Origin of the sequence: Sphingomonas sandaracina (assembly GCF_036663695.1) — a bacterium.
GTDB lineage: Bacteria > Pseudomonadota > Alphaproteobacteria > Sphingomonadales > Sphingomonadaceae > Sphingomonas.
Genome location: NZ_JAXOJK010000001.1, coordinates 735,301 through 756,782 on the forward strand (window position 1 = coordinate 735,301; position 21,482 = coordinate 756,782).

At 66.7% G+C, this 21,482-nt stretch carries 15 protein-coding genes and 1 tRNA gene; 12 read left to right on the plus strand and 4 right to left on the minus strand.

Annotated elements, in window-relative coordinates; genetic code table 11:
* Nucleotides 1-73: 73 nt before the first annotated feature.
* The 6 genes from U1707_RS03275 (at nucleotide 74) to U1707_RS03300 (ending at nucleotide 6,083) form a co-directional block, all read left to right on the plus strand.
* Nucleotides 74-1,117, plus strand: a complete 1,044-nt coding sequence (locus U1707_RS03275) for a rod shape-determining protein (protein ID WP_055878614.1) — start codon at nucleotides 74-76, stop codon at nucleotides 1,115-1,117.
* Between the two features lie 106 nt (nucleotides 1,118-1,223).
* Complete coding sequence (locus U1707_RS03280) at nucleotides 1,224-2,096, plus strand: rod shape-determining protein MreC (RefSeq protein WP_332798676.1); 873 nt, start codon at nucleotides 1,224-1,226, stop codon at nucleotides 2,094-2,096.
* Between the two features lie 10 nt (nucleotides 2,097-2,106).
* Nucleotides 2,107-2,637, plus strand: a complete 531-nt coding sequence (gene mreD, locus U1707_RS03285; protein ID WP_332798677.1) for a rod shape-determining protein MreD — start codon at nucleotides 2,107-2,109, stop codon at nucleotides 2,635-2,637.
* A complete protein-coding gene (gene mrdA / locus U1707_RS03290; RefSeq protein WP_332798678.1) occupies nucleotides 2,634-4,706 on the plus strand; it encodes a penicillin-binding protein 2 in 2,073 nt (690 codons plus the stop codon). The genes mreD and mrdA overlap by 4 nt, the downstream gene beginning before the upstream one ends.
* 19 nt (nucleotides 4,707-4,725) lie before the next feature.
* Nucleotides 4,726-5,832 carry a rod shape-determining protein RodA gene (gene rodA, locus U1707_RS03295; RefSeq protein ID WP_131585720.1) on the plus strand — a complete coding sequence of 369 codons (1,107 nt, stop codon included), beginning with the start codon at nucleotides 4,726-4,728 and terminating at the stop codon, nucleotides 5,830-5,832.
* Between the two features lie 175 nt (nucleotides 5,833-6,007).
* A tRNA-Lys gene (locus tag U1707_RS03300) sits at nucleotides 6,008-6,083 on the plus strand.
* Between the two features lie 128 nt (nucleotides 6,084-6,211).
* Here U1707_RS03300 and U1707_RS03305 read toward each other — a convergent pair.
* Nucleotides 6,212-6,712 carry a DUF427 domain-containing protein gene (locus U1707_RS03305; RefSeq protein ID WP_332798679.1) on the minus strand — a complete coding sequence of 167 codons (501 nt, stop codon included), beginning with the start codon at nucleotides 6,710-6,712 and terminating at the stop codon, nucleotides 6,212-6,214.
* A gap of 255 nt (nucleotides 6,713-6,967) precedes the next feature.
* On the opposite strand from U1707_RS03305, the gene U1707_RS03310 reads away from it, so the two are divergent.
* Both U1707_RS03310 and U1707_RS03315 read left to right on the plus strand, forming a co-directional pair.
* The gene (locus U1707_RS03310) at nucleotides 6,968-8,926 is read left to right on the plus strand and encodes a glycoside hydrolase family 127 protein (RefSeq protein ID WP_332798680.1); all 1,959 of its coding nucleotides are present in this window, start codon (nucleotides 6,968-6,970) and stop codon (nucleotides 8,924-8,926) included.
* Nucleotides 8,927-9,075: 149 nt separating this feature from the next.
* Entirely contained in the window at nucleotides 9,076-11,007 is a 1,932-nt protein-coding gene (locus U1707_RS03315) for a S9 family peptidase (protein ID WP_332798681.1), read from the plus strand.
* Nucleotides 11,008-11,062: 55 nt separating this feature from the next.
* Here U1707_RS03315 and U1707_RS03320 read toward each other — a convergent pair whose 3' ends face one another.
* Entirely contained in the window at nucleotides 11,063-12,172 is a 1,110-nt protein-coding gene (locus U1707_RS03320) for an ROK family transcriptional regulator (RefSeq protein WP_332798682.1), read from the minus strand.
* A 124-nt stretch (nucleotides 12,173-12,296) separates the two neighbouring features.
* Between U1707_RS03320 and U1707_RS03325 the strand changes: the two genes are divergently transcribed.
* The 4 genes from U1707_RS03325 (at nucleotide 12,297) to U1707_RS03340 (ending at nucleotide 19,633) form a co-directional block, all read left to right on the plus strand.
* The gene (locus U1707_RS03325) at nucleotides 12,297-14,900 is read left to right on the plus strand and encodes a TonB-dependent receptor (RefSeq protein WP_332798683.1); all 2,604 of its coding nucleotides are present in this window, start codon (nucleotides 12,297-12,299) and stop codon (nucleotides 14,898-14,900) included.
* 14 nt (nucleotides 14,901-14,914) lie between these two features.
* The gene (locus tag U1707_RS03330; protein WP_332799048.1) at nucleotides 14,915-16,045 is read left to right on the plus strand and encodes a YdcF family protein; all 1,131 of its coding nucleotides are present in this window, start codon (nucleotides 14,915-14,917) and stop codon (nucleotides 16,043-16,045) included.
* Nucleotides 16,046-16,203: 158 nt separating this feature from the next.
* Nucleotides 16,204-18,312, plus strand: a complete 2,109-nt coding sequence (locus U1707_RS03335) for a glycoside hydrolase domain-containing protein (RefSeq protein WP_332798684.1) — start codon at nucleotides 16,204-16,206, stop codon at nucleotides 18,310-18,312.
* Nucleotides 18,290-19,633 carry an MFS transporter gene (locus U1707_RS03340; protein ID WP_332798685.1) on the plus strand — a complete coding sequence of 448 codons (1,344 nt, stop codon included), beginning with the start codon at nucleotides 18,290-18,292 and terminating at the stop codon, nucleotides 19,631-19,633. Before U1707_RS03335 ends, U1707_RS03340 begins: the two co-directional genes overlap by 23 nt.
* Here the strand turns inward: U1707_RS03340 and U1707_RS03345 are convergent.
* Together U1707_RS03345 and U1707_RS03350 are read right to left on the minus strand one after the other, a co-directional pair.
* Nucleotides 19,608-20,606, minus strand: a complete 999-nt coding sequence (locus U1707_RS03345) for a cupin-like domain-containing protein (RefSeq protein ID WP_332798686.1) — start codon at nucleotides 20,604-20,606, stop codon at nucleotides 19,608-19,610. The two genes, U1707_RS03340 and U1707_RS03345, sit on opposite strands and share 26 nt — an antisense overlap.
* Nucleotides 20,603-21,289: a SapC family protein gene (locus tag U1707_RS03350; protein ID WP_332798687.1), complete on the minus strand. Its 687-nt coding sequence runs from the start codon at nucleotides 21,287-21,289 to the stop codon at nucleotides 20,603-20,605. Before U1707_RS03350 ends, U1707_RS03345 begins: the two co-directional genes overlap by 4 nt.
* Nucleotides 21,290-21,482: the final 193 nt, after the last annotated feature.

Below are 21,482 nucleotides of genomic sequence, written 5' to 3' on the forward strand. Positions count from 1 at the left end.
CCGGCGGGTCACGCGAGATGATGTGTGCGAAATGCCGCCCGTCCGGCGGCCAGGATTACGGGACCCTGATTGAATGGCCTTCTACTCGCGTTTCTTCAAGTTCATGTCGCACGACATGGCGATCGACCTCGGCACCGCGAACACCGTCGTCTACGTCCGTGGCCGCGGCATCGTTTTGAACGAGCCGTCGGTGGTCGCGGTCGAGACGATCAACGGCATCAAGCGCGTGAAGGCGGTCGGCGACGACGCCAAGATGATGATGGGCAAGACGCCGGGCAACATCGAGGCGATCCGGCCGCTGCGCGATGGCGTGATCGCGGACATCGACGTCGCCGAGCAGATGATCAAATATTTTATCCAGAAGGTCCACGGCCCGCGCAAGTTCGCGCGCTGGCCGGAGATCGTGATCTGCGTGCCGTCGGGTTCCACCAAGGTCGAGCGCCGCGCGATCCGCGATGCCGCTTCGAACGCCGGCGCCAGCCAAGTGTGGCTGATCGAGGAGCCGATGGCGGCCGCGATCGGCGCGGACATGCCGGTGACCGAGCCGATCGGTTCGATGGTCGTCGACATCGGCGGCGGCACGACCGAAGTCGCGGTGCTGAGCTTGCGCGGGCTCGCCTACACCACCTCGGTGCGGGTCGGCGGCGACAAGATGGACGAGGCGATCGTCAGCTATGTGCGCCGCAACCACAACCTGCTGATCGGCGAAGCGACGGCGGAGCGGATCAAGAAGGAGGTCGGCATCGCCAAGCCGCCGGTCGACGGCATCGGCATGATCATCCAGATCAAGGGCCGCGATCTCGTCAACGGCGTGCCCAAGGAGATCCAGATCAACCAGGGCCAGATCGCCGAGGCGCTAAGCGAGCCGGTCGCGACGATCGTCGAGGGCGTCCGCGTCGCGCTGGAGAACACCGCGCCGGAACTGGCGGCGGACATCGTCGACCAGGGCATCGTGCTGACCGGTGGCGGCGCGCTGCTGCAGGGGCTGGACGAGGTGTTGCGCGACGAGACCGGGCTGCCGGTGACGGTCGCCGAGGACCCGCTGACCTGCGTTGCGCTCGGCACCGGTCGCGCGCTCGAGGATCCGCTGTTCCGCGGCGTGCTGATGAGCGGCTAAGAGGTTGTTTTTGTTGTAAGACACGCGGACACGAAATCGCGTCTTCCGAGTCGCAGGGGTAGGTCCCCCGGCACTTCGGCGGCGCCCGAGACAGGGGGACAGGCGCATGGCGCCAGCCCGCGACCGGCGCACGGGGTTTTCCCGGCGTCGGCAATATGGTGTGTTCATGGGCTATGTGCTCGCCGTCGCCGGTGCGGTGGTGGGCCTGGTGATGCTCGTCGCCTCGACCTTCAATCCGCCGGCGTTTTCCGCGCTGCGGATGGGCATCGCCGGGGTAACCGTGCCGGTGTCGACGGGACTTGCGACGGTCGGCTCCTCGATCTCCGGCATTCCCGATGCGATCGGCAATTACTTCTTCGTGAAGCAGGAGAACGTCGCGCTCCGTGCCGATCGCGATCGGACGCGGGCGCTGCTGATGCGCGCGCGGACGATCGCCTATGACAACCGCCGGCTGCGCAGCCTGCTCGCGGTGCGCGACCGATCGCCGGAGCCCGTGGTGACCGCACGGCTGGTGAGTTCGAGCGCGTCGAGTGGTCGGCGCTTCGCCCTGCTCAACGCCGGGCGCTGGAGCGGCGTCCTGCCCGGCATGCCGGTCCGCGGGCCCGACGGGCTGATCGGTCGTGTCGTCGAGACCGGCCCCAATGCGGCGCGCATCCTGTTGCTCAGCGACGGCGACAGCATCGTCCCCGTGCGCCGCACCCGCGACGGATTGCCCGCGATCGCAGCAGGACGCGGCGACGGGATGATCGACATCCGCTCGGTCAACGCGACCAACGTCCGCTTCAACGCCGGCGACGTGTTCGTGACGACCGGGACCGGCGGCATCTACGCGCCCGGCGTGCCCGTCGCGCGCGTCACCAAGGCGGGGTCGGATTCGGTCATGGCGCGCACGTTCGCCGATCCGGACACGCTCGACTTCGCGCTGGTCGAGCGGATGTTCATGCCCGTGCCGCCGCCCCGCCAGGTCGCCGAGCGATGAGCGCGTCACGATGAGCAGGGCCCGCGTCGTCGACAGCGTCGACTACAAGCCGTTCGAAACCAAGATTCCGGCAGGCCGGTCGCGCGCGATCCCGTGGGCGACGGTCATGGCCGGGTCGCTGATTACGATCATCCCGGTGGTCGCGACGATCCCGCTGCTGCCGCCATTCGGCTTCGTCATGCTGCTCGCATGGCGGCTGCTCGCGCGGTTCGCGTTCCGCCCTTGGGCCGCAGCGCCGCTCGGCTTCTTCGACGATCTCGTCAGCGGCCAACCACTCGGCAGCGCGGTGCTGATGTGGTCGCTGGCGTTCGTCGCGATCGACATGATCGAACAGCGGCTCGCCTTCCGCGACTATTGGCAGGACTGGCTGATCGCCGGTGGGCTGATCGCGGCGTGCATCATCGCCGGCCGCTTCATCGCGGTGCCGGTCGGCGCGCATGTCGACACGATCCTGATCGCGCAGATCGCCGTCACGATCCTCATGTTCCCACTCGCCGCGCGGATAGTCGCGGCGATCCAGAACAAGCGGGGCGCCGAATGAAGAACACCCCGCGCATCGTCACCGAGATGTCGCAGGCGTACAGCTTCTCGCGCCGCGCCTGGATGCTGGGCGCCGCGCAAGGCACGGTCGGGCTGATGCTCGCCGGTCGGATGGCGTGGCTGTCGATCGCGCAGAACGAGCGCTACACGATGTTGTCGGAGAGCAACCGCGTCAACATGACGCTGTTGCCGCCGCGGCGCGGCTGGATCGTCGACCGCCACGGCGTGCCGATCGCCAACAACCGCACGGACTTCCGCGTCGACATCATCCCCGATCGCCTGCGCGACAAGGAGCGCGTGCTGCCGCTACTCGGCCGCATCCTCCAGCTGCCGCCCGAGGAAGTCGAGCGGATTGCGATCGACCTCGAACACGCCGCCGGGTTCCAACCCGTCCAGGTCGCCGAGAATCTCGATTGGGAGCGGTTCGCCGCGGTGAGCGTGCGCCTCCCCGAACTCCCCGGCGTCGCGCCAACACGTGGCTTTGCGCGCAGCTATCCGGCGGGCGCCGCGGTCGCGCACCTGACCGGCTATGTCGGCGTGCCCAACGCCGAACAGTATAAGAAGACACACGACCCGCTGCTCGTCACGCCGGGGTTCAAGCTCGGCAAGGACGGGCTCGAGAAGATGCTGGAGGCCGAACTCCGCGGCGTCGCCGGCGCCAAACGAGTCGAGGTCACCGCGCGCGGCAAGCTGGTCGCCGAACTGGCCACCAAGCCCGATGTCCCCGGCAAGACAGCACGCCTGACGATCGACGCAGGGCTCCAGGAATATGCCGCGCGGCGCCTCGGGACCAACTCCGGGTCGGTCGTCGTGCTCGACTGCCGCACCGGCGAAATGCTCGCGATGGTGTCGATGCCGGCCTATGATCCGAACAGCTTTTCGGACGGGATCAGCCATCTCGAATGGCAGATGCTGAGCGACGACGATCACGTGCCGCTGATGAACAAGGTGACGCAGGGGCTGTATCCGCCGGGCTCGACCGTCAAGCCGATGAACGGCCTCGCGCTGATGAACGCCGGCGTCGATCCGCTAGCGCGCGTGAACTGTTCGGGGGCGATGCGGCTTGGGACCAGCGTGTTCCATTGCCACAAGAAAAGCGGCCACGGCCCGCTCGATCTCAAGAACGCGATCATGCAGAGCTGCGACATCTATTTTTACGAGATGGCACGGCGGGTCGGCTACAACGCGATCGCGCCGGTCGCGCGGACGCTCGGCATGGGGCAGAAATTCGACCTGCCCTTCTCGACGCAGCGTTACGGCACGGTGCCCGATCCGGCGTGGAAGCTGAAGAAGTACAAGCACGACTGGACCGTCGCGGATTCGCTCAACGCGTCGATCGGCCAGGGCTATGTGCTCGCCAACCCGTTGCAGCTGGCGGTGATGGCGGCGCGGATCGCGTCGGGGCGGGCGTTGCAGCCGAGCATTCTCGCGAGCCACGTCCACCGCGACTCCCCTGCCCTCGCGATCGATTCCGAGCATCTCGCGCGGGTTCGCGACGCGATGTTCGGGGTGATCAACCAGGGCGGTACCGGCGGCGCGGCCAAGCTGCTGATCCCCGGCGTCGCGATCGCGGGCAAGACCGGCACCGCACAGGTCCGCCGCATCACGATGGCGGAGCGCCGTTCGGGCGTGCTCAAGAACGGCCAGCTGCCCTTCAAGATGCGCGACCACGCGCTGTTCATCGGCTTCGCGCCCGCCGACAATCCGCGCTATGCGCTGGCGGTCGTGCTCGAGCATAACGGCCACACCGTCCGCAATCTCGACACGCCGATGATCGGCCGCGACATCATGACCTACATGCTCGACCGCGAGCGTGCGCTGAAGTCGCTCGCCGAGGTCGAGCCGACCTGGGGCGGCGACATTCGCACGCGCATGGCGGCGACAGCGGAGACCTATCGCGCCGCGCAATCCGCGCCGCCTGCCGCGATCGCCACCAAGACCGACGCGATCGTGCCCAGCGACGCCCCGGCGGTGGTCAACGCTACCGATATGGCAAATGCGACGCAGGAGGCGCTCACCACGCCCGGCAGCACGGTCGCCGAGGACGATGCGCGGGACCGCCAGCAATGACCTTTATCAGGCGCACACGATGAACCGTATCGTCCCCGAACCGCTCGCCAAGCTGCCGTGGCGGGTCCTGCTGCTGGTGGTCGCGATCGGCTGTTTCGGGCAGGTCGTGCTGTATTCCGCGGCGGGCGGCTCGCTGCGGCCTTGGGCGCTCTCGCAGGGCATCCGCTTCTTCGTGCTGCTCGCCGGCGCGATCGGACTGTCCTATATCCCCGAGCGCACCTGGAAGGCGGCCGCCTTGCCCGCCTACGCGTTGATCGTGCTATCGCTGATCGCCGTCGAGATCCTTGGCAAGGTTTCAGGCGGGTCGCAACGCTGGCTCGACCTCGGTTTCATCCGCCTGCAACCGTCCGAGTTCATGAAACCCGCGATCGTGCTGGCCTGCGCGAAGTTCTACGATCTGCTCCCGCCCGGCGAGACACGTCGGTTCGGCGGCGTCTGGCCGGCCGCGTTGCTGATCGGCGTGCCCGCGGCGATCGTGATGAAACAGCCCGATCTCGGCACCGCGCTGATGATCTGTTCGGGCGGCGCGACGGTGATGTTCCTCGCCGGCATACCGCTGCGGCTGTTCGTCGGCGGCGCGATCGGTGCCGCGGTCGCGATCCCGCTCGCGATCAACTTCGCGCTGCACGACTATCAGCGCAACCGCATCCTCATCTTCCTCGATCCCGAAAGCGATCCGCTCGGCACGGGCTATCACATCAGCCAGTCGAAGATCGCGATCGGTTCGGGCGGGATCTGGGGCAAGGGCTTCCTCCAGGGTACGCAGAGCCACCTCGACTACCTCCCCGAGGGTCATACCGACTTCGTCTTCGCGACGATGGCTGAGGAATGGGGGCTGGTTGGCGGCTGCCTGCTGATCCTCGCCTTCCTGCTGGTGATCCGCTGGGGCATCGAGGTCGGGCAACGCGCGCAGACCCGCTTCGGCCGCCTGACTGCGGCCGGCCTGTCGACGACGATCTTCTTCTACGTCGCGATCAATCTGATGATGGTCATGGGCCTTGCCCCCGTCGTCGGCATCCCACTGCCGCTGGTGAGCTTCGGCAGTTCGGCGCAGATGACGGTGCTGCTGTGCCTCGGCATCCTGATGTCGATCGACCGGCAAAACCGCAAGACGGTCGGCTGGTAGTGCGCCAGCCGGCTGGAAGGGCGAAAGCCGGATAATTTCGCGAAAAAGCGGCGCGATCAGGCAAAACGGACTCGGATCGACGAAAAGGGGGTTGCAGCCCCCGAAGAGTCTGCTAACAGCGCGCCTCCAGCAGCGGGGCGCCACACCAGGGCGCCACTCAAAACCGCCCCGGAATGGACGCATAGCTCAGTTGGTAGAGCAGCTGACTCTTAATCAGCGGGTCCTTGGTTCGAGCCCAAGTGCGTCCACCATATCTCCTAACATCATAAATACCCGAATCTCGGTGGTGGTACTATTCCACCTCTGAAGCCTGGTTCGGGCTGCGGGTTGCGGAAAAACATCTCCGCGACGTCGCTCTGTTGAGCGTTCCGCCTCGTCATCACCAGAAACGGCTGCCGGGGATGCCCTTGAACGGGCCGGCGAGATCAGCGGTGATCCAGCCGCCGTAGAAGTCGCCCGGTTGCGGTACGACGCGTTCGCCGTCGACCATGCAGGTCTCGAACGGTGCGGCATAGAAAGCGATGTGGTCGCGCAAGCAGGCGAACGCCGGCGTCGGCGTCGGCGTCGGATAGCTCCAGGCCATGTCGGGGAAGACGTCGTCCGCGATCACGACGTCGTAATATATAGCTTGCCCCTTCCACTCGCAAAGCGACCCTCGCCCCGAGCGGCGCAGCGCCGATGTCAGGACGTCGTCGGGCGGCAGATAATAGCTTGGCGGGTGGCTGGTTTCGAGCGTGCGGATCGCCGTGCGGGTGTCCGCGAGAACCACGCCGCGATGTTCGATCACGATATGCCGGGCAGTCGGTTCGGCGACGGCCGGTCGCGGATAGTCCCATACGCTTGTCTGTCCCGGGCCGACATCATCGGGGACCGGTCTCATGACAGGCGCTCTAGCGCGCACATGACGCACCGCGATGATCGACGAGGTTGGAAGTCAAAGGCTTCGAGCATTCCTGGCACTCCTTCATTCCACCGAGCGAGACGGCTGCCCAGGATCAAACCAGAATTGTGATCGCGATGTTCCTTTGGGAGGTCACATTACTCACGCAGGCGAGTCCCTTCGCAAACCGCTTTATCTCGGCCTGAAACCGGGTATGAATACTCCAACAATAAAGCGAAGTATTGGAGAGTGGCCGTGGCCGACGGGTGTTGCAACAGCGGTTCACGCCGGGATTTTCTCCTCAGTTCCGGTACGGTCGCGCTGACGGCTGGGGCACTGCTGACCGACACGCGGTCGGCGGCAGCGCAGGGAGCTAGGACCGCTACCTCAGCCTTGACCGCAAAGTTGACGCCGTTCGACCTTGGCGAGGTCACGTTGGGCGATGGGCCGTTCCTGCATGCGCAACGCAAGACGGAGGCCTATCTGCTGGCGCTGAAGCCCGACCGCCTGCTGCACAATTTCCGCGTGAACGCCGGCCTGAAACCCAAGGCACCCGTCTATGGCGGGTGGGAGTCCGATCCGACCTGGGCGGATATCAACTGTCACGGGCATACACTCGGGCATTATCTCTCGGGGTGTGCGCTCGCGTATCGGTCGACCCGCAACGCGACCTACAAGCGGCGGATCGACTATGTCGCGCGCGAACTGGCGGCCTGTCAGACGGCGGCGGACAGCGGGTTGGTCTGCGCATTCCCCGATGGGGCGGCGGTGGTGGCGGCGCATCTGCGGGGCGAGCCGATCAGCGGTGTGCCTTGGTATACTTTGCACAAGATCTACGCGGGGTTGCGCGACGGGGCCGTGCTCGCGGACAGCGCCACGGCGCGCGCGGTGCTCCTGAAATTCGCCGATTGGGCAGTGATCGCCACCCGTCCGCTGAGCGACGCGCAGTTCGAGACGATGCTGGAAACCGAGCATGGCGGCATGAGCGAGGTGTTTGCCGACCTGTTCACCATGACCGACAACGCCGAGTACCGCACGACCGCCGAGCGGTTCGCGCAAAAGGCGATCCTGGCCCCGCTCGCCAAGCGCCGCGACACGCTCGACGGGCTGCACGCGAACACCCAATTGCCCAAGATCATCGGCTACCAGCGCGTGTGGGAGATCACCGGGAAACCCGACTACCGCGTCGCGGCGGCGTTCTTCTGGCAGACCGTGGCGCTGACCCGGTCGTTCGCGACCGGCGGGCACGGCGACAACGAGCATTTCTTCCCGATGGCCGATTTCGCCGACCACGTCTTCTCGGCCAAGGGGTCGGAGACCTGCTGCCAGCACAACATGCTGAAGCTCACGCGGGCGCTGTTCCTGCACGATCCGCAGGCGGCCTATGCCGATTATTACGAACGCACGCTGTTCAACGGCATCCTCGCATCGCAGGATCCGGACAGCGGCATGGCGACCTATTTTCAGGGCGCCCGCCCCGGCTACATGAAACTGTACCACACGCCCGAACACTCGTTCTGGTGCTGCACTGGCACCGGTATGGAGAACCACGTCAAATACCGCGATTCGATCTATTTCCACGATGCCGACGCGCTTTACGTCAACCTCTTCCTGCCGTCGTCGGTGCGGTGGGCGGACAAGGACGCGGTCGTCACGCAGATCACCAATTTCCCCGAGACGCCGACGACGACGCTGCGCTGGGGTTCGAAGCGCCCGACCACCGCGACGCTGAAACTGCGCCATCCGCACTGGAGCGAGACCGCGATCGTCCTGGTCAACGGGGTCGAGACCATGAAGTCGACCACGCCTGGCAGCTATGTCGAGGTCGCGCGGACGTGGCAGGACGGCGACCGGGTCGAATTGCGGCTCGCGATGAAAGTGGCGGTGCAACGCGCGCCCGCCGCCCCCGATATCGTCGCCTTCACCTATGGCCCGCTGGTGCTGGCGGGGGCACTCGGCCGCGATGGACTCGCGCCGGGGTCGGACATCGTCGTCAGCGAGCGCAAATACGGCGAGTATAACGCCGCGCCGTTCGCCGTGCCGGCGCTGGCCGGGGATCCCGACACGCTCGCCGCGGCGGTAAAGCCGGGGCCCAAGCCGCTGGAGTTCACGACGCTGTCGGCCGAGGGGCTGCCGATCCGCCTGATCCCCTATCACCAGATCGCGCACGAGCGGTACGCGACCTACTGGAAGATCGCGCGCACCGCGGTCTGACCCGGTACGGACGCAACCATTTATCCCCTCCGGGCTTCGCTGGCGTCGGGATGAACGGACGATCTTCGCTGCGCGGGGCGCGACGTTGCTTGCGGCCTGAGGCGGACGCGGTAAGCATGGCGGTAACTTGCCGCCTGCCGGAGCTTTAGATGCGCCTGACCCTTGCTGCCGTCCTTCTCGCCACCACGTTGCCGGCATCCGCCCAGACACCTGCCTCGACGCCCACCCCGACGCCGCGCCAATATGGCGCCCTCGCCTTGTCCGCGGCAGGCGACCGGATGGCGACGATCGAGGGCAATGGGGGCCACGGCGTGGTGACGATCCGCAGCGCCGCCGACGGCCGCGTGCTGCGGACGATCGATCCTTGCCCGACATGCAGCTATGCCGGACCGACGTTCGCGCCGAACGGCGACCTCGTGTTCCTCGCACGCGATACCGCCGCCGGTACGGTGCGCCTGACCTATGCCGATGCGAAGTCCACCCGGACGGTCGCGACGATCGGCGGGATCGCGCAGACGCCGCGCGTATCGCCCGACGGCAAGCGGATCGCGCTGCTGGTGACGCTGGGCGCCGCCAAGGAGTCGGGCGCGACGCAGGCCGGGGTGCGGATGATCGGCGAGATCGGCGAGAAGAACGACGAACAGCGTCTCGCCGTGTTCGACCTGACGCGCACCAACGACGCCGTGAAGCCGCTGTCGCCGGCCGGACGCTATGTCTACGAATATGACTGGACGCCGGACGGGCGCGGCTTCGTCGCGACGACCGCGCTCGGCAATGGCGACAACAACTGGTGGGTGGCGACGCTCGATGCGATCGACGCGCGGACCGGCGCGGTGCGCGCGATCGCCAAGCCGACGGTGCAGATCAACCAGCCGCGCGTCTCGCCCGACGGGCGAACGGTCGCGTATATCGGCGGGCTGATGAGCGACTTCGGGTCGATCGGCGGCGACGTCTACACCGTCGGTTTCGGCGGCGGGACACCGCGCAACATCACCCAGGGTGCCAAGGCGACGGTGACCACGATCGACTGGACCCGAGCGGGCTTGCGCGTCGTGAGGCTAGCCGGCGACCAGGTGCAGTTCGGGACGCTGACGCCGGGTCAGCCGGTCGTGGCAGGTTTCACAAAGCCCGTGAGCACGGCAGCGGGCGACGGTCGCGCGGCGTTTTCCGCCGATGGCCGGGTCGCCGCTGCGGTGGTGCAGGATTACGAACGCGCGCCGGCGATCTATGCGGGACCGATCGCCAGCCAGGGTGTCGGCGTGAAACAGATCACGCATGACAACGACGACGCCCCTGCCCTAGCTTCGGCCCGCAGCATCAACTGGAAGAATGACGGATACGACGTCCAGGGCTGGCTACTCGCGCCGCGCGTCGCGCCGAGCGGCAAGGCGCCGATGATCACCATCGTCCACGGGGGTCCCTCGTCGGCGTCCATGCCGAACTATCTGTATCCGACATCGCTGAACGCGGCGCTGGTGAAGGCGGGCTATTACGTGTTCCTGCCCAATCCGCGCGGCAGCTACGGCCAGGGCGAGGCGTTCACCGCGGCCAACAAGCGCGATTTCGGCGGTGGCGACCTGCGCGACATCCTCGCCGGGATCGACGCGGTCGAGCGCGTCGCACCAGTCGACGACAAGCGCCTCGGCCTCGGCGGATGCAGCTATGGCGGGTTCATGGCGATGTGGGCCAACACGCAAACCGATCGCTTCAAGGGCATCGTCGCGGGCGCCGGACTGTCGAACTGGGTCAGCTATTACGGCACCAACGGCATCGACCAGTGGATGCTGCCGTTCTTCGGCAAGTCGATGTACGACGACATGAAGGCGTATGAGGACGTGTCGGCGATCTATCAGGCCAAGCGGGCGAAGACGCCGACCTTCATCTATGTCGGCGAGCGCGACATCGAAGTGCCGCCGACCCAGTCGATCGAATGGTGGCATGCGCTGAAGGACCGCAACGTGCCGGTCAGCCTGGTGATCTATCCCGATGCCGGGCACTGCGTCACGGGCACCGAACAGTCCGCCGACGTCCGCCAGCGGGCGATCGCGTGGTTCGACCGCTATGTGAAGGCCGCGCGATAAGGCGTTTTACAGACATGCGGGTAACGGACGTGCGCCGCGGCCCCCGCCGGCGCGGTCACGACACGGTGGTCGCGTGGATCGGCAGCAGCGCGGCGCCGATCGTCGCGGCGGCGCCTTCGAGAGTGGAGACCGAGATCCGTGGCGGCGTAACGACGTGATCGCCGATGTGCATCGCAGCGAAATCGATATGGTCGATCAGCGCGGTCAGGATGCGATTGGGTAGCGGGCTCGAGATCACGAACTCGCCGGGGTCGATCCAGGCGATCCCCCAGTTGACGATAACCGCGATCTGGCTGGCGGCGCGGCGTACCCAGCGATCGACGACATCCTCGTACCCGGCGATCGCGGCGTCGAAATCGACCAGCGAATGGATGTCGCACCCCGCCTCGCGCAGCGTGATCAGCAGGTCGAGCGTCGAGGGGCGTGCCTCGGTATTGGGATACAGACAGCCGATCTCCCCCGCGCTTGCCATCGCGCCGCGCAGGATGCGCCCCTCGACGATGACGCCCGCGCCGATCCCGTGGCCGAGCAGGATCACCACCGCAGTGGAACAGCGGCGCATCAGGCCGCCGATATAATATTCGGCGACCGCGGCGGCGTTGGCGTCGTTCTCGATCCAGACCGGATGGCCGATCTGCTCCTCGAACAACGCCTTCAGGTCGACGCCGCGCCAGATGGCCAGGCTGTCCACCGTCCAGCGCTTGTTTCCCTCAGGCGACATAGAAGATCCGGGTACGCCGATGCCGACGCCCAACAGTCGCCGCCCCAGCAGGCGGTGCGCGATAGCCAGCTCGTGCATCGTCGCGGTCACGCACGCGGCGAACACGCGCGGGTCGGGATCGTCGAACGGTTGCGAGCTGTGCGCGATGACGCCGCCGGCGTAATCGACCAGCGCTACCTCGATCAGGCCGCGGTGAAGCATCGCGCCGACCGCATAGCCCGCCTGCGGCGATATCCGCAGCGGCACGGCCGGGCGGCCGGGCATGACCGTGTCCGCACCCGCGCACTCCTCGATCAGGCCATGCGCCAGCAGATTGCTGGACAGGCGGGTGAGCTTCGACGCGCTCGTATCGAGGTCGATCGCCAGTTGCTTGCGTGACCGCGAGCCGGTCGATCGCAATACCTGCATGATGCGGCGTTCGTCGTCGTCCAGTCTGACCCTCATGTGTGACACCTCTGCACGCTGCCGAGACAATCCACTACGCCATTAGTTTATTTCATAGAATTAATTAAAATCGTCACATTGCGCGTCCAGCGGCTCCGTCATTACACAGGGTGGGAACGAACCGATGACGAAAACAGGCTTGCGCAACGGCTGCGCGCTGCTCGCACTCAGCATGATGGCGTACACCCCGGCGTGGGCCCAAAACGCCCCGACGCCCGCTCCGACGGCGCCCGCACCAGCGGCGACGACCTCGCCCACCCAGGATGCATCCGTCTCACAAGCGACCGACGGCGCCGCATCGCCGGACGCGGCCGCGCCCGAAACCGGCGACGACATCATCGTCACCGGCTCGGCACGCCAGCAGCGCCGCTTCGACGTATCCTACGCGGTGAACTCGCTGAGCAACGCGGACATTCAGAAGCTTGCACCGGTCAACTTCGCCGACCTGCTGGGCAAGCTGCCGGGCTTCGCGGTCGAGAACACCGGCGGCGAGGTTCAGAACATCATCCGCCTGCGCGGCCTGCCGAGCGACGGTGGCCTCGTCACCTTCCAGCAGGACGGCCTGCCGATGTTCCACGAGAATGACGGCAATTTCTTCCGCGGCGACAGCATCAACCGGTTCGACCTGATGACGCAGCGTGTCGAAGTGGTGCGCGGCGGCCCTGCCCCGGTCTATGCGAGCTATGCCGCGGCGATCGTCAACAACATCACCGTGTCCGGCACCGATACGACGCGCGGCAAGGCGCAGGTGACGCTCGGCGACACCGGCCTCTACCGGCTCGACGCGTACCAGGCCGGACCGATCGACGATTCGACCTATTATGCGATCGGCGGGTTCCTGCGGCATCACGACGGCTATCGCGACAACGGCTTCCCGAACGATCGCGGCGGCCAGATCCGCGCCAACATCAAGCACGACTTCAGCAACGGCTCGCTGCGGATCTCGGGTAATTACCTGAACGATCACAACGTGTTCTACCTGCCGATCCCGACCGCCGATCCGCGCGATCCGGGCAAGTCGCTCAACCAGTATATCGATTTCTTCAGCGGCACGATGAACTCGCCTGCGCTGCGCAACGCCAACATCCGCTTCCGCGAAGCCGACGGCACGACGCGCAACGTCGCCGCCGACCTGAGCAACGGGCGGCACACCGAATTCGGCAATGTCGGCGTGCAGTACGACGCTGATTACGATGGCTGGATCGTCGCGGCAAAGGGCGGCGTCAGCGTCGGCAAGCTGCATTTCAACGCCCTGTATTCGACCAGCAACCCGTCGGACGCCAACGCCTACGCCAATGCGACCAGCAACGGGATCGGCACCCCGACAAACCTGGATAACGCGCGCAAGGCGTTCGGCGCCGGCGTCACCCGGCTCGGCTATGCGATCGCCGGCACCAACGGCGCCGAAGTCTACGACCCCAACACCGCCTCGGGCCTGGTCGTCCCCGCGCAGTTCCGCGACGTCGTGTCTAAATTCTATTCGACGCAGGGCGATCTGAGCGTCACCCGCTCGATCGCGACCGGGTTCGGCACGCATGACCTGCGCGTCGGCGTGTATGGCAGCCTGTACGGCGAGACCAACAACGTCGCGTATCAGGATTATCTGCTCGAGGTTCGCGGCCAGCCGCGCACGCTGGACCTGATCGCCTACAACGCCGCCGGCCAGGCGGTCGGTTCGGTCACGGACAACGGCGTGCTGAAATATACATCCTCGCTCAACCGCGGCAACACCGACGCGTCGATGTACGCGTTCTACGCCAACGATACGTGGGAAGTGCTGAAGGGCCTGACGATCGATGGCGGCGTCCGCCACGAGCGCTACAGCTTCAAGGGCTATGCGTTCGAAACGACGTCGGCCAATCTCGGCGACCCGAAGACGCTCGCCGACGACGGCGTGCGCGCGTTCACCGGCAAGATCATCAATGCCAAGCTGAGCCCGGACATCACCAACTGGACCGGCGGGATCAACTACGACGTCACGAAGCATCTCGGCGCCTATGCGCGCGCGTCGCACCTCGAAACGCCGCCGTCGACGCAGGTGACGTATCAGATCAACCCGACGATCATCACGTCGAAGGCGAACCAGTATGAGGTCGGTCTGAAGGCCGCGTTCGGCCGCTCGTATCTGTACCTGATCGGCTTCTACACGCGCTACGATCCGCTCAACGCGTCGTTCGTCGCGCTCGATCCGGTCACCGGCCGCAACGACCAGTCGGTGCCGTTCGTCGGCAAGGCAGCGATCAAGGGGATCGAGATCGACGGCAACCTTGCGCTGCCGCACGGCTTTGCGGTGACCGGCGCGCTGACGGTCAGCGATCCGCAGTATAAGAGCCTCGTCAACGCCAACGGCGCGAGTGCCGGCGACGTCGAGGGCAACCAGATCGTTCGCGAACCGAAGGTCTATGGCAACATCCGCCCGTCGGTCGACTTCGACGTCGCGGGCAATGCCGTGCAGTTGTACGGTCGCTATGAATATACCGGCAAACGCTATGTCGACTTCTTCAACAACACCGCGCTGCCCGCCTATCAGACGGTTGGCGCGGGGATCACGCTGACGCGCGACACGTGGCAGATGCAGGTCGTCGGCGACAATCTGTTCAACGCGAAGGGCCTGACCGAAGGTAATACGCGCACCGACCAGTTTAGCGGTCAGGGCACCGCCGACGCGATCTATGGCCGACCGAACTTCGGTCGCAATGTCCGCCTCGTGGTCAGCAAGTCCTGGTGACAGGCTTGCGATTGATGCTTGCGGCGCTGGCGATGACGGCGGCTGCACCGGTGTGGGCGGAGACGCCTGCACCGGTGGTGGTAACGGATACGGTCGTCGACACGCTGTCGGCGCGACTGTTTCCGATGCTCGGCGCGCTGGGCCGGTCGTCGGCTGGGACGCTCGATACGCGGGCGCGACGGATTGCCGCGTGCGGCGATGCGCCCGCCTGCGTGATCGAGGCGACGATCTGGACCGATCAGGACCGGGCGATGGTCGATGCGGCGCTTACCAAGGGTGGCGCAAAGCCGAAGGCGAATGCGGATCTGTCGGGTGCGGCCGGCATCGACCGGGAACTCGAGGCGGTGAACGTCGTGCTGCGGGTCTATGGCCTCGGCTTGCCGGGACGCTATCCGAAGATCGACGGACCGATCTTCGCCACCGACACGCCGTTCTTTGCGGACAACGTGAAGGTCGCGATCGATACCGCGCGCGCCGCGTCCGATGCGCCGCCAGCGACGATCCCGGCCAGCGTTCGGTTGGCGGTGGCGCTGCTCGATGCCAACGACGCAATGGCGGCGACGCAGTTCGAACCGCTCGACCAGCGCGAGAATGCAGGCGCGCGGACGCTGGCAGCGCGGACCGACTGGAAGGCGTTTCGGTACTCGCTGCTGATCGTGCCCGGCGTCGGTCCCGAGGATGTCGGCACGATGCTCAGCCCGCGCAGCAAGCTGCACGCGCTGCTCGCCGCGCAACGCTATCGCCAGGGCCTCGCGCCGTTCATCCTGGTCTCGGGCAGCGCGGTCCATCCGCGCGGCACGCGGTTCGTCGAGGCGGTCGAGATCCGCCGGGCGCTGATCGAGCGTTATGGTATCCCCGCCGATCGTGTCATTCTTGAGCCCTATGCGCGGCACACGACCACCAATTTGCGCAATGCAACGCGGCGGATGGTGGCGCTCGGCATTCCGCTCGACCGGCCGACGCTGATCGTGACCGACGCGGAGCAGAGCAAATATATCGAGAGCCAGACCTTCACCGATCGCAACCGTGCGGAGTTGGGCTATCTGCCGGGGGCGGTCGGTCGACGGCTGTCGGTGTACGACCTGGAATTTCGCCCGTCGCGGCTATCGCTGAGGGAGGATCCGCGCGATCCTCTCGATCCATGAGTGATTTGCGTCGGCAGCCAGTGGTCAGCGCGCATGCCACCACCCCGGCGGAGGCCGGGGCCCAATTGGGCGACAGCTGTAATCGGGGATCGCCCTCCGTTACGCCGACCTTTCCAATTGGGCCCCGGCCTTCGCCGGGGTGGTTAGGGAAAGCGCGTTTGCGATACCCATTCCTTCTCACACTGCTTCTCACCCCCGCCGTAGCCACTGCGCAGGACACCCCCGCAGACCTGGTCGACCCCTTCGTCGGCACCCTCGCCGACTTCGGTCAACTCTCCCCAGCCGCCGTGGCCCCGTTCGGGATGATGCAGCTCGGCCCAGATACCAGCCCCGCCAACCACGCCGGCTACGACCATGCCGCGACCACATTGCTCGGCTTCTCGCACACGCGCGGCGTCGGGGTCGGTTGCGGTGGTGCGGGCGGCGACCTGATGATCTCGCTGCGCTATGCCAACTACAGCGGGCCCGCGCGGATCGACAAGTCGAGCGAGACGGCGCGACCCGGCGTCTACCGCGTGCGCTACGATGGCGGTATCCTCGCGGAGATGGCGGCGACGCGGGGTGCGGGCGTGTTGCGCTTTACCCTGCCCCGCGCCGGTGCGGTCGACCTGCGGATCGACCCGCGGCACAGCTATTCGAAGCGGCTCGCAGCCAGCTGGGCAAGCCTGGGCAGCGACGACCTCCGCGCCGATCTGGTCGCGGGTACGGTTTGCGACCAGGGCGCCTATCATCTCCACACCGCCAGCCGGGTTCTCGTCAACGGCCGGCCTATCCACCGGACCCTGACGAAGGGCACGAGCGACCTCGCTACGTTGCGCCTGACCGCGAAAGCCGGCGACGCGATCGAAATCCGCACTGGCCTGTCGAGCGTCGACGGCACCGGTGCGGCGTCGGTGCGCGACACCGAGGTCGGCAACACGCCCCTCGCCGCCGTCGCGAGCGGCACACGCGCCGCCTGGAACCGCATCCTCGGTCGTGTCGCGCTAAGCGGCCCGCGGGACGGTCGCGCGCTGTTCTACACCTCGCTCTACCGCGTCATGGAAACCCCGGTCTCGATCGACGATCCCGATGGACGCCACCGCGACAATACGGGCACCGTGCAGACCTCGCCCAAGGGCCGGACGCGCTACACCAACTGGTCGCTATGGGACAATTACCGCACCCAGATGCCGTTGCTGGCGTTGCTCCAGCCCGAGCGCAGCGCGGATATCGCGCAGTTGCTGGTCGCGCTCTACGCAGGCGGCAAGCCGCAATGGTCGACGCCGCGCGAACCGTTCCTGACGGTCCGCACCGAGCATGCCGGGATCGCGCTGCTCGACATGCATCGCAAGGGCATCGCGTTCGACGCGGCCGCCGCGCTGGCAGGGATGGTGGCGGACAGCGACACGCTCAAGCGCGGGACGCCGGACGAGCAGATCGAGGCCGCCTATGACGATTGGGCGACCGCGGAACTCGCGCGCGATCTCGGCCGCACCGACCTGGCGCGTACCTTCACCGCCAAGGCGCAGAGCTACCGCCCGATGTGGCGATCGGTGTTCCAGACACCCGGCGCGGACGGCGACGTGGTCAAGGCGCGCGGGCTGTACCAGGGCACCTTGTGGCAATATCGCTGGGCGCCGATCTTCGACCTGCCGTGGATGACGGCGACGGTCGGCCACGAGCGGCTGCTCGGCGAACTGCACCATTTCTTCGATGCCGGCCTGTTCAACATGACCAACGAGCCCGACATTCAGGTGCCGTGGATGTTCGCCGCGCTGGGCCAGCCGCAGGCCACCGCCGACCTCGTCCGGACGATCCTGACAAAGCCGATCGCGCATCCCTATACCAACAGCGGCAAGCTGGCGGTGCCGTTCGTCGGCCGCAGCTTCGCACTGTCGCCGCAGGGATTCGCCGACGGGATGGACGACGATGCGGGCGGGATGACCGCGTGGTACGTGTTCGCGACGCTCGGCCTGTACCCGCTGGTGCCCGGCGAGCCCTGGTACGTCGTCACGACCCCCGCATTCGCACGAAGCTCGCTCGATCTCGGTAACGGACGACGGCTGACGATCCAACGGTCGGGGCCCGAGGACGGTCGGATCATGCAGGCCAGCCTGAACGGACGGACCCTGCCGGACTTTCGTGTCCGGCATGCCGATCTGCTGCGCGGCGGTACGCTGACGATTACGACCGCTGCACCATCCGTCAGAACTGCCACGCGAAATGTCCCGCAACTGCAAGACACCGGCGCTAAGACCGCAAAGTATGGAGCAGGCCACCGCCGATAGAGTCGTCGACAGGATCGTCGATCCCCCGGTCCAGCGGTCCCGGATGATCGGCTATGCGAGCGGCAATTTCGGCAAGAACGTCCTCGCGTCGACGATGGACTTCTTCCTGCTGTTCATCCTGACCGAGCGCTGGGGCATATCGCCCGCGGCAGCCGGGCTGGTGGTGATGATGGGTCTGGTCTGGGACGGCGTCTGCGATCCGCTACTCGGGCGCTTGGTAGACCGGTCGGCGGACCGACTCGGCACCTATCGTCGCATGTTGTTCGTCGGCGCTCCCGTTGTCGGTGCGTTCTTCGCGATCTTCTTCCTGCGACCAGGCGCGCCGGAATCGGTAGGGCACGACTCTGCCGTTCTGCTGTGGGCGATCGCGATCGTGCTGCTGTTCCGGACCGCCTATTCGGTCTGCGACGTCGCGCACAACGCGCTGATGATGCAGCTGACCCGTACGCCCGGTGCCGCGACGACCGTGTCGGGCCTGCGCTACATGTTCAGCTGCTGCGGTGCGCTGACGGTCGCCTATTTCGCGCCGGCGTTCGTCGATCCGGGCGCCGATGGCGGGTCCGCGCTGATCCTCGCGACGGGTTTTGCCGCGGTCGCCTATGTCGCCACGCTGTGGCTGTCGGCCGCATCCGCGCCACGATCGGCGACGATGACGGCGCATGCGCGAAAGGGGTCGTTCGCGTGGATCGTCGGCAACCGGCCGTTCCTGATGCTGCTAGCCCTGGCCTTGGCGCAGGCGCTGACGCTGCCGTTCCTGGCCCGATCGGTTGCCTATATCGGCAAGGGCGTGATCCAGGATGCGGCCTGGACCGGCCAAGCGCTGGCGACGCTGGCGCTGGCGCAGCTCGTCACGCTGCCGGCGTGGATGGCGCTCGCTCGCCGTAGCAGCCGCCGCCGCGTCCTGTGGTGCGCGCTGGTCGCGATCGCGGTCGGTCTCGCCATATTCGCGATCGGGCCCGAGGCGATGATCGCGGGCATCGCGCTTTTCGGGGCGGGGAATGCCGGGTTGCAGATGATGATCTGGGTCCTGCTCGCCGACGCGGTCGACCACGGCGAGCGGCGCACCGGCGTTCGCCTCGAGGGATTGCCAGTCGCGCTGCTGCTGCTGACCTTGAAGGCGGGTGGCGGGCTCAGTGGTGCGCTGCTCGGTCGCGGGCTGTCGGCGATCGGCTGGACCGTCGGTCAGCCGCTGGCGCAGGACAGTCGCGCGCTCCTGCTGGCGATGGCGTGGGCGGTCCCGTTGATCGGTGCGCTAGTCGGCCTCGCCATCGTGTTCGGGGCGCGGTCCGGGGGGCTCAACCGCCCCGCAACAATCGCATGACGAGCGCTCGGATGCGGCCGCGATTTTCCTTCGCCGCGCCCAATATGCCGTGTCGTTCCGGTGGCAGGAATGCGAGTGGGTGACCGTCAGGGCGAAAGACGTAATGATCGAACCACGCGCGCCATGCCGCCCGCTCGGCCGGCGGACGATCGGCGATCGCGGTGAGCGCCAGCAGCATCGCGGTATAGGGCTGGTCCGGCCCGGCGGCGAACCCATCCCACCAGAAATTGACGAGGACGTTGATGTCGCCCGTCGCCTCGACCTGATGCCACCAGAGCTTGGGCACGTACAGCGCGTCGCCCGGCTCCAGGTCGAACGCGCGCGCGCGGTGCCTCGCCTGCTCGAAGCGGGGGAAATTCGCATCATCGGGTCCGCTGCCGACCGCCAGCGCCACCGGCTGGCCCGCGAGCGTATGGTCGATCGGCCCGACATAGAGGTCGCCGATCGCATCCGGCGGAAACAGGGTGAAGCGCCGACGCCCCGCCGCGACGCACGCGACATTGTCCATCGTGTCGTAATGGCAGGCGACGGTCGAGGCGTGGCCTATCCAGATCCGCGGACGCACCTCGGGCGGTACGAACGGCAACCGGGTCATCTGCTCGACGCCGGGAAAGAAGGTCTCCGCGGTCAGCGAGCCCATGTACATGCTGGCATGCCCCGGCTCCGACGCCGTTTCGAGGATGCGGGTCAGTGCGTCGCGAAACGGCATCGTCGAGCGGGTGAAATTGAACCCGGCCATCGTCGCGTCGTAATGATAGCGGGCACCGATGGCGGGTTCGCCGACGAACACCTCGGCCGATGCTCCCGTCTCAAGCCGCAGCAAATGGTCGGCAAGCCCCTGCACGCCGTCGCCGGCCAGCAGCGGCCAGTCTCGTGCCGCACCGCGCATCAGCACCGGCTCGCCCTGGGTCATGACCTCCGCACGAAACCGCGCGGGGTCGGCCAGCGCCTCGCTGGGCGGCGCCTGCGTCACGCGGCGCCGGCCGACAGTCGCGCATTGCGGATCCGGCCGAGCGTGCGCAGATGCCGGAGCGAGCCGGTCTGCGCATAGGCCAGTTGCAGATCGCCGAGGCGGAACAGTTCCAGCACCGCGGGGTCGGGCAAGGCGTGCAGCGCATCCAGGCTGATCGTGTACAGCCCGTCGAGTCGGAGCCGGTTGCCGTCGTCGAAATCGAGCGTGACGTCGACCGGCTCCAGCAAGCCGTGCGCCAGGAAGCGCTTGATCGCCTCGTCGGTCGCCGGGATGCCTTCCTGCAGCGTATGCAGCGCCTGTTGCACGCGTTTCAGCGCCAGCGCGGGTTCGCCGTCCATCTCGAACACCGGCTCGCCCTTGACGCCCGCAAACACCGGATGCTCGCGGTCGATCACCACCTGGCCGTCGTTGACGAAGAAGCCCTGCCGTTCGAGATCGGCGGGGCGGTAGTCCGGCAGGACGCCGTCGACGGTCAGCAGATTGTCGCCCGGCTCCAGTCCCATGACGACGCCTGCATAGAAGGCGCCGGTCTCGGGATGTTTGGTGAACAGGATCATGTAGTGCGGTGCCGCCCGCGGAAATTCGTCGGCGACGATCTGCGCGAAATGCCGGTTCGCGTCGCACGCGCGGGACACGCGCAGCGCGGCATGTTGTTCCCGGTTCAACATCTCCCACGTCGGCATCCGATACTCCTGTCTTCGGGCCGCCAGGTTCGCGGTCCCGCGACCGAATTCGCACACCCCGTCATCCTTGCAAAGGGTCTTCGCTTTCACTCCTACAAGAGCTTGCAATGATTATCGCATGGCGTATTGTGAGCGCTACCGCAGGGAGGCGAGCCGGGAATCCGACTCGTGACATTGCGCAAAGATACTGCCG